The following is a 13,557-nucleotide window of genomic DNA, read 5'->3' as shown; positions in this document are numbered from 1 at the left end:
CTTCACTTCACGGGAGGCTTCCATGACCATCGTCTCTGACATCCTGAAATCCAAGTCCAGCAATGCCATCCACCGCATCGCGCCCGGCGACTCGGTGCTCGATGCGCTCAAGCTGATGGCCGAGAAAGGCATTGGCGCGCTGCTGGTGATGGAGGGGCAGGACATCGTCGGCATCGTCACCGAGCGCGACTACGCGCGCAAGATTGCCCTGCTCGGGCGCACCTCGGCTGCCACGCTGGTGCGCGACGTCATGACGCGCGACGTGCTGTACGTGCGCCCCAGCCAGAGCAGCGAGGAGTGCATGGCCATCATGACCGGCAACCGCCTGCGCCACCTGCCGGTGGTGGACGACGCGGGCCAGTTGCAAGGCCTGATCTCCATCGGCGATCTGGTCAAGGACATCATCTCGGCGCAGAAATTCATCATCGATCAACTGCAGCACTACATCAGCGGCGGGCGCTGACTACGCCCGGCCCGCGTGCCATGGGACACGCCCTACACTCGCGGGCATGAGCTTGCTGATTCTGGGGATCGAATCCTCCTGCGATGAAACCGGCGTGGCCCTGGTCGAAGCCCAGGGCGGCGCGCACGTGCCGCGCCTGCTGGCCCACGCGCTGCACAGCCAGATCGAGATGCACCAGGCCTACGGCGGCGTGGTGCCGGAGCTGGCCAGCCGCGACCACATCCGCCGCGTGCTGCCGCTGGCCGAGGCGGTGTTCGCCGAGGCCGGGCGCACGCTCGGCGCGGTCGATGTCGTGGCCTTCACGCGTGGGCCGGGCCTGGCCGGGGCGCTGCTGGTGGGCGCGGGCGTGGGCTGCGCGCTGGGCGCGGCGCTGGACAAGCCCGTGCTCGGCGTGCACCACCTGGAGGGGCATTTGCTGTCCCCCTTCCTCAGCGCCGACCCGCCCGAATTCCCGTTCGTCGCCCTGCTGGTGTCCGGTGGCCACACGCAATTGATGCGTGTGGACGGCGTGGGCCAGTACGCGCTGCTGGGCGAGACCATCGACGACGCGGCGGGCGAGGCCTTCGACAAGTCGGCCAAGCTGATGGGCCTGGGCTATCCCGGCGGGCCGGCGCTGTCGCGCCTGGCGCAGCAGGGCGATCCCACCGTATTCGCCCTGCCGCGCCCCCTGTTGCACAGCGGCGACCTGGATTTCTCCTTCGCCGGGCTGAAGACCGCCGTGCTCACCCAGGCGCGCAAGCTGGGCGACCAACTGGAGGCGCGCAAGGCCGACCTGGCGGCCAGCACCCAGGCGGCCATCGTCGAGGTGCTGGTGAAGAAAACGCTGAAGGCCTTGCGCCAGACCGGGCTGCAGCGCGTGGTGGTGGCGGGCGGCGTGGGCGCCAACCGCCTGTTGCGCGAGCAGCTCGACGCCGCCTGCGCGCGCCAGCGCGTGCGCGTGCATTACCCCGAACTGCATCTGTGCACCGACAACGGCGCCATGATTGCCATGGCCGCCGCGATGCGCCTGCAGGCTGGGCGTGAGCAGGCGCGCCGCGACTACGCCTTCGACGTCAAGCCGCGCTGGCCGCTCGACAGCCTTTGCACATGAAAAGCGCCTGTAGCGCAATGCTGGCAAGCGCTAGCAGCTATCAAAAAGAGAGTTAATCAATCGCCAGGCGCGTAGCCGTTGGTGCCGGGATACGCTTGGCCAGGGTGAGGGTGAGTACGCCATTTTCCAGCTTGGCGCTGCTCGCGGCGGCGTCGATCTCGGTCGGCAGCTCCCAGGCACGGCGGACCTGGCGCGGTGCGCCCTCGGTGCTCTGCAGGCGCACGACGGCACCGTCGATGTCGATCTGCAGCTGCTCGCGCGCCAGGCCCGGTACGTCGAGCTGCAGGGTGACCGCCTTGTCGTCCTGCTGCACCTGGAAGCCCTGCGGCGCGCTGGCCTGCAACTGATTCAGCAGGAAGCGCTGCAGCGCCTGGTCGGCGGCACGGGGGGCGAAGGGGCTGCGCTGCATCACGGGGGCGAAGATCATCGGGGTTACTCCTATACACTGCGCGGCGCCCGAGGTGGCGACCGCTTGGTGAAAAAGTAGGTGGCCCGCGCTGCTTTTCAAGAGGAATCCACACATGAATAAATTGCGCCGCCAGGCCTTGAAATGGGCCGCTGCCGCCCTATGCGGCAGCGCGGCCACGGCCCTGGCGCAGCCCGCTGCGCCCGTGAAGCTGGCGCTGGTCGAGAGCCTGTCCGGGCCATTCGCCAACACCGGTGAGGCGGTGTACCGCAACCTGCTGTGGGCCACCGAGCGGGTGAACGCGCGCGGCGGCATCATGCTGCCGGGCGGTGCCCGCCCCCTGGCGCTGGCGCGCTACGACAGCAAGGGGTCGAGCGAGGAGGCGTTGTCGGCGCTGCGCGCCGCCATCGACGATGGCGCGCGTATCGTGTTGCAGGGCAATTCCTCGGCCACGGCGGCAGCGTTGCTGGACGCTATTGCCAAGCACAACCAGCGTGACAGTGCCAGGCGTGTGCTGTTTCTGAACTACTCTGCCGTCGATCCCCAGCTCACCAACGAAAAGTGCAGCTTCTGGCATTTCCGCTTCGATGCCCATGCCGACATGCGCATGGCGGCGCTGATGGAGGTGCTGCGCGCCGACCAGGGCGTGCGCAGCGCGTACCTGATCGGGCAGGACTACAGCTTTGGCCAGGCGGTCCTGCGCGAGGCGCGGCGCCAGCTCGCCGCGCAGCGGCCCGACGTGGCCATCGTTGGCGACGAGCTGCATCCCGTGGGCCGGGTCAAGGACTTCGCGCCCTATGCCGTGAAGATCAAGGCCAGCGGTGCGCAGGCGGTCATCACAGGCAACTGGGGGAACGACCTGACGCTGCTGGTCAAGGCCGCGCGCGACGTCGGCTACCAGGGCCGCTTCTACACCTTCTACGGCAACGCGCTGGGCGCGCCAGCCGCGCTGGGCGAAGCCGGGGTGGGCAAGGTGGTGGCCGTGGCCGATTGGCTGCCCAACGTGCCGGGCGCACCCAGCGAGGCGTTCTACCGTGCCTTCCGCGCGCGTTTCCCGCAGCCGCAGGACGACTATGTGCACCTGCGCATGCAGCTCATGGTGGAGGCCCTGGCCCAGGCCATGGAGCGCGCAGCCAGCCTTGATGCCGTGGCCGTGGCGTTGGCACTGGAGCAAGCCCGGGTGCAGATGGCCGGCCACGGTGGCTTCATGCGCGCGCAGGACCACCAGTTCCAGCAGGCCCTGGCGGTCGGCGTGATGGATCGGCAGGGCGCCCCGGGCGTGCCGTTCGACGTGGAAGGTTCGGGGTACGGCTTTCGCGTGGTGCGCCAGATCACCGCAGCGCAGGCGCAGATGCCCACCAACTGCCAGATGCTGCGCCCCTGACGTTACAGCCATCGCGGCAGGCCGTGGCTCAGTGCCAGCCCCGCCAACAGCAGCCAGGCGAATAGAACTGCAGCCAGCAGCAAAGGCTTGAAGCCCGCCGCCCGCACGGCCTGCACGTGGGTGGTCAGCCCGAGGGCTGCCATGGCGATGGCGAGCAGCAGGTCGTCGAGCTGCACACCTGCGTGCACCACGGCGGCAGGCGGCACGCCCAGGGAATGCACCCCTGCCATGGCGACGAAGCCCAGCGCGAACCAGGGGATCGTGATGGCATGGCGCCCTGCGTGGTGTCGCCCTTGGGTGCGCTCCCCGCGTGCCATGGATGTCGAGAGCAGAAGCAGGAACGGCGCCAGCATCATCACCCGCACCATTTTTGCAATCACCGCCGTGCTGGCGGCCTCGGGGCCCACGGCCGTACCAGCGGCCACCACCTGCGCGACCTCGTGCACCGTGGCCCCCACGTACAGGCCGTAGTGCTGCGCGTCCGTGTGCAGCCAGCCGTGTTCTGCGTTCCACTGGAACAGCGCGGGGTACAGAAAAGTGCCCAGGGTGCCGAACACCACCACGGTGGCGATGGCCACCGCCACGTCCTGCGCCCGTCCTTTGGCGACTGGCGCCGTGGCCAGTACGGCGGCGGCACCGCAAATGGAACTGCCTGCGCCGATCAGCAGGGTGGTGCGCCGGTCCAGCCCCAGCACACGCTGGCCCAGCCAGCAGGCCAGGCCGAAGGTGCTGGCCAATACCAGCGCGTCGGTGGCCACGCCGCTCCAGCCGACCTGTGCAATGTCTTGGAACGTCAGGCGCAAGCCGTACAGCACGATGCCTGCGCGCAGGAGCTGTTGTTTTGCCAGGGCCACGCCGGGGCCGCAGGACCGCGCCAAGCGCGGGTACACCGTGTTGCCCAGCAGCAGGCCAGCGACGATGGCCAGCGTCAGTGCGCCCAGGCCGTGCCGTGCGAACCAGGGCTGCTGCGCCAGCCACAGCGCACTGGTGGCGATGGCGCAGCCCAGGGCCAGTCCGGGCGTGGCATGGATGAAGGCGGGAGGAATAACAAGAGAGGTGCGCAGGTGGCTGAGGGACGGCATGGCAGGGGCCGCAGGGCAAACAGGCCGCCACGGCATGCGCCCACTGTAGGGGGCTTGGTTATATTTGTATAACGGATTGTTTATGTAGAAACTACCTGTTGAACGGGTTGATGCCATGCTCCACCTCACCCTGCGCCAGCTCGAAATCTTCACCGCCGTGGCACACAGCGGCTCCACGGTGGCGGCGGCCCCGGTGGTGGCGCTGTCGCAGTCAGCCACCAGCGCGGCGCTTCAGCAGCTCGAAAGCGGTCTGGGCACGCCGCTGTTCGAGCGCGCGGGGCGCGGCCTGGTGCTCAACGACGCGGGGCGTGCGCTGCTGCCGCAGGCGCTGGCGCTGCTGGAGCAGGCGCGGGCCATCGAGCAGGCGTTCGGCGCCCAAGGGGCGGGCCTGCCGGTGCGCTTGCGCGTGGCGGCGAGCACCACCATCGGCAGTTACGTGCTGCCGCGTGTGCTGGCCGCCCTGGCGCGCAGCCACCCGCAGGTGAGCGTGGATCTGCACATCGGCAACACGCGCGAGGTGGCCGAGGCTGTGCAGGTGCTGCAGGCCGACCTGGGGCTGATCGAAGGGGCCAGCCACTGGCCGGGGCTGGAGACGGCCCCCTGGTTGCGTGACGAGTTGGTGCTGGTGGCTGCGCCCGATGACCCGCTGGCCCAGGCAGCGCGCCAGCGCCCTCTGGGCGTGGTGGCGCTGCGCGGCGCGCGCTGGCTGCTGCGTGAGCAGGGCTCGGGCACGCGCGAGATGGTGGAGCACGCTCTGCTGCCGCGCCTGCACCAGCTGGCCTCGGCCGCCACGCTGGGCAGCTCCGAGGCTATCGCGCACTGCGTGGCGCAGGGCCTGGGTATCAGTTGCCTGTCGCGCGTGCTGGTGCAGCCACTGCTCGACAGCGGCGCTCTGGTGCTGCTGCCTACGGTGCTGCCGCGCATGTGGCGCCATTTTTCGCTGCTGCAGCGCGCAGGCCGCCAGCCCTCGCCGGCGCTGACGGCCTTTGTGCAGGCCTGCCGGGAGCACGGGTAGCCCGTGCTCCATTTGGCGGCGGGGCCACCGCGTTTCGCGCCGCTGGGCATGCGTTTCGTCGCATGGCTGCTGCGGGGTGGGCGGGCGCTGCCGACACTGGCGCCATGTTCCACCCTTGCCGACCCGCGCCATGCGCCCCTTGCCTTTGATCCCCTTCGCCTGTGCCGCCATGCTCGCCGCCACGGCCTGCTGTGCCGAGGCTGCACCGGACGCACAGTTCGTTCCGGCCTTCCAATCGTTCCTGCGGGCCTCCGAAGGCCAGGACGCCGCGCTGGCCTCCGCGCTGGCGGGCTTTGAAGCGCTCTCGCGTGCCGAGCCCGCCAGCCCCGTGCTGCTGGCGTACCGGGGTGCCGCCACCGCCATGCAGGCCCGCAGCACCTACCTGCCCTGGCGCAAGATGGCCTACGCCGAAGACGGTCTGGCGTTGCTGGACAAGGCACTGGCCATGCTGCAACCGGCCCATGACGCCCCGGGGCAGCAGCAGGTTCCCGCCGTGCTGGACGTCAAGCTCGTGGCGGCCAACACCTTTCTTGCGCTGCCCGCGATGATGAACCGGCGCGACCGGGGCGTGAAGCTGCTGGGCGAGGTAGCGCGCAGCCCGCTGCTGCCTTCGGCTCCGCCCGCGTTTCAGGAGACCGTGCGCAAGGCCCTGGACAAAGCACGGCTGGCGCCGGACGGGAGGCCCCGCACATGAGCGCCAGGCATTTGAACGATGGGGTGCCGCCCGCACCCGTGGTGTGCCTGCATGGCGTGCGCAAGACCTATCGCCTGGGTGCGCATGTGATTCCTGCGTTGCAGGGTGTCGATCTCGTGGTGCAGCGCGGCGAATTGCTGGCGCTCACCGGTCCCTCCGGCAGCGGCAAAAGTACGCTGCTCAACCTGTGCGGTCTGATCGACACGCCCGATGCGGGCGAGATCGTGCTCGGCGGCACCGCCGTGCAGGGGCTCGACGAACAGGCCCGCACCCTGCTGCGGCGCGATGCGCTGGGCTTTGTGTTCCAGAGCTTCAACCTGGTGCCTGTCATGACGGTGGCCGAGAACGTGGACTACCCGCTGTTTCTGGCTGGTGTGCCCGCCGCCGAGCGGCGCGAGCGCGTGGCGCAGCAGCTTGCCGCCGTGGGCCTGCAGGCACATGCGCACCACCGCCCCGATGCGCTCAGCGGTGGCCAGCGCCAGCGTGTGGCCATTGCCCGCGCGTTGGTCAAGCGCCCCCGGCTGGTGATTGCCGACGAGCCCACGGCCAGCCTGGATTCGCATACCGCCGACCAGGTGCTCGACCTGATGCGCGCGCGCGGCCAGGCCGAGGGCGCGGCCTTCGTGATCGCCACCCACGACAGCCGCTTGACGCGCCGCTGCGATCGGGTGGTGGCCTTGCTGGACGGGAGAATCCAATGAACGACTTCTGGACCTGGGTGCGCTTCGCGTGGCACAACTGCCTGCGCAACCTGCGCCGCTCGCTGGTTACCACCGCGATCGCCATGCTGGGCACGGCGGCCATTCTGCTGGCGGGGGGCTTTGCGCTGTTCACCTACGACAGCCTGGCCCAGGCTTCGGCGCGCGACACCGGCCACCTGGTACTGGGCACGCCGGCGCACTTCGCGCAGGACGAAGACGTGCCACTGCAAAACGGGCTGGACGCCGTGGCTGCCCTGCGCGGCACGCTGCTGGCCGACCCGGCCGTGCGCCATGTGCTGCCCCGGGTGGCGTTCAGCGGGCTCGTCAGCAACGGCGACAAGAGCGTGGTCATGCTGGCCCAGGGCGTGGAGCCCGACAGCGAATTTGCCGTCAAGGGGCCGTTCCTCACCGTGCGCAGCGGCCACCTGCTGGAGAGCGACGCAGCGCAGCCGCAGGTGATGCTGGGTGACGACCTGGCGCGCAGCCTCAAGGCCGGGCCGGGCAGCAGCCTCACGCTGCTGGCCAGCACCACTGAAGGGGCGATGAACGCCATCGACGTGGTGGTGACCGGCACCTTCACCACCGGCGTGCCGGAGATGGACAAGCGCGCCGTGTACACCAGCGTGCAGGTGGCGCAGCAGCTGCTGGTTACGCAGCGCGTCTCCAGCCTGGGTGTGTTTCTGGACCGCATTGAAGCCACCGAGGCCGCGCGCGAACGCCTGGCCGCGCAGCTGCCGCAGCTGCGGGTGCAGACCTGGGAGCAGCAGGCGGTGTTCTACCAGGCGGTGCGCGGCCTGTACAACCGCATCTTCGGGGCGCTGGGACTGATCATCGCGGTCATTGTCGTCTTCGTCGTCACTAGCGCCATGGCCATGGCCGTGATCGAACGTACCCGCGAAATCGGCACGCTGCGCGCCCTGGGCACCCTGCCGTCGCAACTGCTGCGCAGCCTGGGGCTGGAGGGCATGCTGCTGGGCGGCTTCGGCGCCCTGGCGGGTGCCGCCGTGGCACTGGCCGTTTCGGGGGCGCTGCACATCTTTCCGGTGCAGATGCCGCCACCGCCCGGTCGCAGCGAAGGCTATCCGCTGCTCATCCATTTTTCGCCCACGCTGTACGTGCTGACCATGCTGGGCATGGTGGGGCTGACCTTGCTGGCCTCGGTGCTGGTGGCACGCAAAACGGTGCACATGCCCGTGGTCGAAGCCCTGGCCCACACCTGAATGGAACGACACCCCCCTAAGCGGCTGCGCCGCTTCCCCCCGCTCTCGCCACGCTGCGCGTGGCGGGCAGGGGGACGCCGCCAGCGCGGCGGGGCGGCCCTTGCGCGGCGTCTGCTGGCCTAGGCCGTGCCGGTTTCATGGGCTGTGGGCGGCGCGTGGCGCCATGGATAACTGAAAGGAAGCTCTCATGTCTCTCGTTTTGGGAAAGCACCCGGTGCGCTTGCTGGGCCTCGTGGCCGCGGCGCTGGCCTGGCCCGCCGTCGCACAGGATGTGGACGCCATGCTGCGCGATGCCGACCGCTACCGCACCGGCGCTGACAACCTGCAGGTGGACACCTTGGTGCAGTCGTACAAGACCGACGGCACGCTCGACAAGGAGCGCCGCTACACCGTGTTCGCGCAGCAGGACCGCCGCACGCTGGTGCTGATGCAAAGCGCCGCCGAGAAAGGCCAGAAGGTGCTGATGCTGGGTGACGACTTCTGGCTGCTCATGCCCAGCAGCCAGCGGCCCATGCGCATCACGCCCATGCAGAAGCTGCTGGGTGATGCCTCCACCGGCGACATCGCCACCATGCGCTGGAGCGGCGACTACAGCGCCACCCTGGTGGGCGAGGAGCCGTGCCAGCCGGGTGAAACCCGCCTCTGCTACCGCCTGGCCCTGCAGGCCGTGCGCAAGGGCGTGACCTACCAGCGCGTGGAACTGTGGCTGGCCCGGCAGCGCCACGAGCCGGTACGCGCGCAGCTGTATGTGCAGTCGGACAAGCTGGCCAAGACCGCGCACTTCGAGCTCGACGCCAGCCGCAGCCAGGTGGACGCCATGGTGCTGATCGACCAGTTGGGCCAGCAGCGGCAAACGCGCATCCGCTACCTGCAGCGCAAGGAGCGCACGGTGCCCGAGGAGTGGCTCAACCCCATGTTCCTGGCGCGCAGCCCGGTGCTGGAATGACGCGGTGCAGCAACCGGTTGGCCTTGCTGCTGTGCGCCGCCATGGCCATGGCGCCGGCGATGGGTGGCGAACTGCGCGGCAGCTGGCAAAGCTACTGGCTGGCGCGCAGCGCGGCGCAGGCCGGGCCGCTGGCCCAGGCGCATGCGCTGCTGCCCGCCATTGCGGCGGCGCCGGCCTCGTCGGGCGTCACGCTGGCCCAGGTGCAGGGCAGTGCCGTCTGGGGTGGGCTGCAGTGGCACGCTGACGTGGTGGCCCGGGCCGAGCGCCCTGAAGGGGGCCCGGGCCACAGCCAGGCCACGGTCATGGAGGGCTACGCTGCAGGCACTCTGGGCAACTGGCAGTGGAGCCTGGGGCGCAAGGTGGTCGGTTGGGATGTGGGCTACGGCTTTCGCCCCAACGACGTAGTGCAGCAGGAGGTGCGCCGCCTGCTCGTGGCCGTGCCCCTGCAGGGGCGGCCGGTGCTGATGGCCGAGCGCTACACGCCGGATGCCGCCTGGAGCCTGGTGGCCGTGAATCCCACGACGGAGCGCAGCGCCACCGGGGCCCGTGAACCCGCGCTGGCGGCACGCTGGTACCAGCGCCTGGGGGCGGCGGATGCCTACGCCTTTGCCCGCTGGGGCCAGCGCACGCGGGGTAGCCTGGGCGCCGCCTTCGCCTGGGTGGTGAGCGATGCGCTGGAGCTGCACGGTTCGCTGCGCCACATGGCGCACTTTGACACCTGGGAGGACACTTCGGCCGCGCCCGCTGCACTGGCCCTGGCCAGCCCGTGGCGTACCACTACGGCGGGTGCCGCGCAGCAGGCGCTGCTGGGCGGCACCTGGACCAACGCGCAGCAGGTGAGCGTGCTGCTGGAAGCCTGGTATGACGGCACCGCGCCCTCGGCGGGCCAGTGGCGCCAGTGGGCGCAGCGCGGCGAGGCGCTGCAGCGCATGGCCGCCGCCGGGGGGCCGCCCGCGGCCGTGGCGGGCAACCTGGCGTGGCAGGCGCAGGTGTTCAATGCCTTTGCGTCGCTGCGGCGGCAGAGCCTGTTGCTGCGCGGCAGCTGGACCGCCGGGGCTTGGGAGCCCGCGCTAGACATGCTCTACCACCCTGAGGATGGCGGTGCGTTGCTGACGGCCAGCCTGGCCTGGAAAGGGGACCGCTGGCGCTGGGAGGGTGGGCTGCGCGCCAGCGCCGGGCCTGCCGGGGCCGTCGTGCGGCAGCTGCCGGTGCAGCGCCAGGCCTATGTGCAGGCCGTGTGGTCCTTTTGACGAAAGATGCTTTTCTTTTGATAGCTGCTTGCGCTTGATAGGAAAGGCTTTGAGGCGGATTTCATGGGTATTTTTGAAACCGCCTGGCGCATGCCCTCAGCGTGCGTTGTCGCGCGCCGCCGCCACGGCCTGCCCCAGCTCGATCACCGCCAGCGCGTAGTAGCTTGACCAGTTGTAGCGCGTCACCACGTAAAAGTTTTCGGTGCCTGCCACGTAGACCGGCGCATCGCCGCCGTTTTGCAGCTCGACCAGCGCCAACTGGCCCGGGTGCTGCGCGCCCGCGCCCAGCGGTAGCACGCCCTTGTCGGCCATGCTGGCCGGGCTGAACGAGGGCAGGATGTCGGGGGCCAGCAGCGTGTCGAGCTGCAGGCGCTGCGCGTCGAAGTCCACCGCGTAGTGCGTGGGCATGCCGGTGACCCAGCCGTGCGCCTGGAAGTAGCTGGCCACCGAGCCGATGGCATCGGCCGGGCTGCCGAACAGGTCGATGCGCCCGTCCCCGTCGAAGTCCACGGCCCAGCGCGCCCAGCTCGATGGCATGAACTGCGGCATGCCCATGGCCCCAGCGTAGCTGCCGCGCGGGGTAAAGGGGTCCATGCCGGTGCGGTCGCACAGGCTCAGAAACTGCTCCAGCTCGCGCTGGAAGAAGGCCTGGCGCTCGGCCGCGCGCGGGTGGGCCGCAGGAAAGTCGAACGCCAGCGTGGCCAGGGCGTCCATCACGCGAAAGCCGCCCATGTGCTGGCCGTAGATGGTCTCCACCCCGATGATGCCGACGATGATCTCCGCCGGCACGCCGTACTGCTGTTCGGCGCGTGCCAGCGTGGCAGCGTTTTCTTGCCAAAAGCGCAGGCCGGCGCGGATGCGCACGGGCTCGACGAAGCGGCTGCGGTAGGCGTTCCAGTTCTTGGCCTGCCCCTTGGGCGGCGGCAGCATGAGCTGCGGCACGCGCGGCAGAAAGCGCGCCTGGCCGATGGCCTGGCGCACCCACTCGCGGTCCAGCCCGCGCCGTGCGGCAAGGTCGTCCGCGAAGCGCAGCGCCTCGGCGCGGCTGGCGTAGGACGTGGTGCCTTGGGCCGCAGAGGCCTTGGGCGTGGCTTTGCCGGCCTGTTTGGGTGCCGCTTTTTGTGGGTGCTTTGGGGCTGTAGCGCTTGCTGGGCAAGCGCTGGAAGCTATCGAAAGTGCAGCAATTGCGAGAAATCGTTTCATGGCGGGGAGACGGTGCGGTGCCGCGGCCAGCGCAGGCGGCGCAGGTCGCGCTGCAGTTGCGCCAGATTGGCATCGGCAAGAGGGGCGTAGCGGGCCTGTTCCAGCCGTAGCAGCCAGGCGCAGGCGGGGGCGCCGTCAGCACCGAATTGTGCCTGCGCGCGTGCCGCCATGGTGCGGGGGGGCAGATGGGCGGGCAGCGTGAGGCCGGCGCGCGCCAGCCGCGTGCGCGCCTGGCCGAGCAGGCGCACCCAGGGGTCGGTGCGGCGGCGTTCCCACAGGGCCCACAGGGCGCCGCCGCCAGCGGTCAGGCCCACCAGGGTGCCGAGCAGGCGCAGCAGGTCTTGCCAGTCGGGTGCGGAAAAGCCCAGCGCGCGCAGCAGGTCAAGCTGGCGGCCCTGGGTGTAGTTCAGCACCCATTGGTTCCAGCCGTTGTTCATGGCTTCCCACACGGCACGCAGCTGCTGCGCCATGCCGGGGCTGATGACGGTGCCCACGGCGCCGGCGAAGAGCCCCTGCGGTGCGCGCAGGCGTTGCAGCTGGCCGACGCGGCTGGGCGCCACGGCGCCAGTGGGGTCGACGCGCACCCAGCCCTGGCCGGCGATCCAGACCTCGGCCCAGGCGTGGGCGTCGCTCTGGCGCACGGTCCAGTAGCCGTCCACGGCGTTCAGGTCGCCGCCCTGGTAGCCGGTGACGATGCGCGCCGGCACGTCCATGGCGCGCATGAGCACGGCGAAGGCCGAGGCAATGTGCTCGCAGAAGCCCTCTTTGCGCCCGAACCAGAACTCGTCCGCCGTGTGCTCGCCGTACACGCCTGGGTCGAGCGTGTAGGCGTAGCCGCCGGTGCGCAGGCGCTGCAGCACGGCGTCGACCAGCGCGGGCGTGCCCCCCTGGGCCAGGCGCGGGTCGGCGCGCAGTTCGGCCGCCAGGGCACGGGTGCGGGGGTTGGAGCCTGGGGGCAGGGCGGTGTAGAGCGCCAGCGCCGGGCTGCGCTCGCGCGGGCCGTAGCGGAACTGCGGGTAACTCTCGGCGCGGTAGCGCAGCACGCTGGTGAGCGGGCGGCGGGCGACCCACTGCAGGTCGGGCGACATGCGCGCGGCCGTGCCCTCGGGCAGCTCCGGGGGGGTGGGCGCGGCGTCGAGCACCAGCAGCCAGGGGCGCTGGTGTGGCTCCAGCGTGGCTTCGTAGGCGATGGGCTCCCCCTCCACCTCAAACCGGGCCATGTCGGCGGCCTGCGCACGCAGGTGGATGGCGTCACCCGCACGCCACTCGCGCCCGTCGAACTGGCCGAGCACCGGACCGCGAAAGTACAGCTGGTGCTGCGGGGGCGGCGCACCCCGGGGGGTGAGGAAGCGCACGCGCAGCGCCACGCTGTCGTCGAGGGCGAGCTGGGCGATGTTGCCAACGCGCATGTCGTCCGACAGGCCGGTGCGGCCGTTTTGCATGTCGGTCGGAAGGCCCCACAGCGGCGCCATGCGTGGGAACAGCACGAACAGCGCGGCCATGATGGGCGCACCCAGCAGCGCCATGCGCCCGGCCATGCGCAGCGATTGCGCCAGCGGCGGGCGCCCCACCGGCATATGGGCGTTCACCAGCGCGGCCAGCAGCCCCAGCAGCGCCAGCAGCATGGCGGCGGCCACGGGCAGGGCCTGAGAGAAGAAGAAGTTGGACAGCAGCGTGAAGAAGCCCAGAAAGAACACCACCATGGCATCGCGCCGCCCGTGCAGCTCCAGCGTCTTGAGGCCCAGCAGCATCACGATCAGCGTTACCCCGGCGTCGCGGCCCAGGATGGTGCGGTGCGTGAGCAGCGTGGCGCCCAGGACCAGCGTGAGCAGCAGGCCGATCACCCAGCGCCCTGGCAGCGGGCGCCCGCGCCAGGCCAGTTGCCCGCGCCAGGCCAGCAGCGCCAGGCAAATGGCCGTGGCCCAGGGGGGCAGGTGGCCCGTCAGCGGCAGCACGATCCAGGCGATCACACCCAGCAGGAACAGCGTGTCGCGCGTGTCGCGCGGCATGCTGGCCAGGGTGGTGGCGAGGCGGGAAGAAGGTTTCATGTGCTACTGAAAAGTGAGCTTCTAGCGCTTGATAGGATTGGGCTGGAGGCGAAAA

The 13,557-nt window shown here is 70.3% G+C and carries 13 protein-coding genes; 9 read left to right on the top strand and 4 right to left on the bottom strand.

Annotated elements, in window-relative coordinates; genetic code table 11:
* The first annotated feature begins 22 nt into the window (after positions 1-22).
* Both BN2503_RS01830 and tsaD read left to right on the top strand, forming a co-directional pair.
* Entirely contained in the window at positions 23-463 is a 441-nt protein-coding gene (locus tag BN2503_RS01830) for a CBS domain-containing protein (RefSeq protein WP_054254941.1), read from the top strand.
* A gap of 46 nt (positions 464-509) precedes the next feature.
* A complete protein-coding gene (tsaD, locus tag BN2503_RS01825) occupies positions 510-1,553 on the top strand; it encodes a tRNA (adenosine(37)-N6)-threonylcarbamoyltransferase complex transferase subunit TsaD (protein ID WP_054254940.1) in 1,044 nt (347 codons plus the stop codon).
* Positions 1,554-1,605: 52 nt separating this feature from the next.
* Here the strand turns inward: tsaD and BN2503_RS01820 are convergent, their stop codons facing one another.
* Entirely contained in the window at positions 1,606-1,980 is a 375-nt protein-coding gene (locus BN2503_RS01820; protein WP_054254939.1) for an Hsp20/alpha crystallin family protein, read from the bottom strand.
* 94 nt (positions 1,981-2,074) lie between these two features.
* On the opposite strand from BN2503_RS01820, the gene BN2503_RS01815 reads away from it, so the two are divergent.
* Positions 2,075-3,343 carry a branched-chain amino acid ABC transporter substrate-binding protein gene (locus BN2503_RS01815; RefSeq protein WP_054254938.1) on the top strand — a complete coding sequence of 423 codons (1,269 nt, stop codon included), beginning with the start codon at positions 2,075-2,077 and terminating at the stop codon, positions 3,341-3,343.
* Between the two features lie 2 nt (positions 3,344-3,345).
* On the opposite strand, the gene BN2503_RS01810 is transcribed toward BN2503_RS01815, so the two are convergent.
* Entirely contained in the window at positions 3,346-4,425 is a 1,080-nt protein-coding gene (locus tag BN2503_RS01810) for a YeiH family protein (protein ID WP_082366466.1), read from the bottom strand.
* 115 nt (positions 4,426-4,540) lie between these two features.
* On the opposite strand from BN2503_RS01810, the gene BN2503_RS01805 reads away from it, so the two are divergent.
* The 6 genes from BN2503_RS01805 to BN2503_RS01780 all read left to right on the top strand — a co-directional run bounded on the left by BN2503_RS01805 (position 4,541) and on the right by BN2503_RS01780 (position 10,251).
* Positions 4,541-5,440, top strand: coding sequence for a LysR family transcriptional regulator (locus tag BN2503_RS01805; protein ID WP_054254937.1), 900 nt, complete (start codon positions 4,541-4,543; stop codon positions 5,438-5,440).
* A 130-nt stretch (positions 5,441-5,570) separates the two neighbouring features.
* Positions 5,571-6,134, top strand: coding sequence for a hypothetical protein (locus BN2503_RS01800; RefSeq protein WP_054254936.1), 564 nt, complete (start codon positions 5,571-5,573; stop codon positions 6,132-6,134).
* Positions 6,131-6,835: an ABC transporter ATP-binding protein gene (locus BN2503_RS01795; RefSeq protein ID WP_054254935.1), complete on the top strand. Its 705-nt coding sequence runs from the start codon at positions 6,131-6,133 to the stop codon at positions 6,833-6,835. The genes BN2503_RS01800 and BN2503_RS01795 overlap by 4 nt, the downstream gene beginning before the upstream one ends.
* On the top strand, positions 6,832-8,055 hold the full coding sequence (locus BN2503_RS01790; protein ID WP_054254934.1) for an ABC transporter permease: 1,224 nt from the start codon (positions 6,832-6,834) through the stop codon (positions 8,053-8,055). The genes BN2503_RS01795 and BN2503_RS01790 overlap by 4 nt, the downstream gene beginning before the upstream one ends.
* A 187-nt stretch (positions 8,056-8,242) precedes the next feature.
* Positions 8,243-9,001, top strand: a complete 759-nt coding sequence (locus BN2503_RS01785; RefSeq protein ID WP_054254933.1) for an outer membrane lipoprotein-sorting protein — start codon at positions 8,243-8,245, stop codon at positions 8,999-9,001.
* 17 nt (positions 9,002-9,018) lie between these two features.
* On the top strand, positions 9,019-10,251 hold the full coding sequence (locus BN2503_RS01780; protein ID WP_139235359.1) for a hypothetical protein: 1,233 nt from the start codon (positions 9,019-9,021) through the stop codon (positions 10,249-10,251).
* Positions 10,252-10,347: 96 nt separating this feature from the next.
* Here BN2503_RS01780 and mltB read toward each other — a convergent pair whose 3' ends face one another.
* Complete coding sequence (gene mltB, locus BN2503_RS01775) at positions 10,348-11,454, bottom strand: lytic murein transglycosylase B (RefSeq protein WP_054254931.1); 1,107 nt, start codon at positions 11,452-11,454, stop codon at positions 10,348-10,350.
* Entirely contained in the window at positions 11,451-13,502 is a 2,052-nt protein-coding gene (locus BN2503_RS01770; RefSeq protein WP_054254930.1) for a transglutaminase TgpA family protein, read from the bottom strand. The genes mltB and BN2503_RS01770 overlap by 4 nt, the downstream gene beginning before the upstream one ends.
* Positions 13,503-13,557 lie beyond the last annotated feature (55 nt).

The sequence above is a fragment of the Paenacidovorax caeni genome (genome assembly GCF_001298675.1).
GTDB lineage: Bacteria > Pseudomonadota > Gammaproteobacteria > Burkholderiales > Burkholderiaceae_C > Paenacidovorax > Paenacidovorax caeni.
Note: the sequence above shows the minus strand (reverse complement) of the source record. Positions and strands in the feature narration are given on the sequence as shown.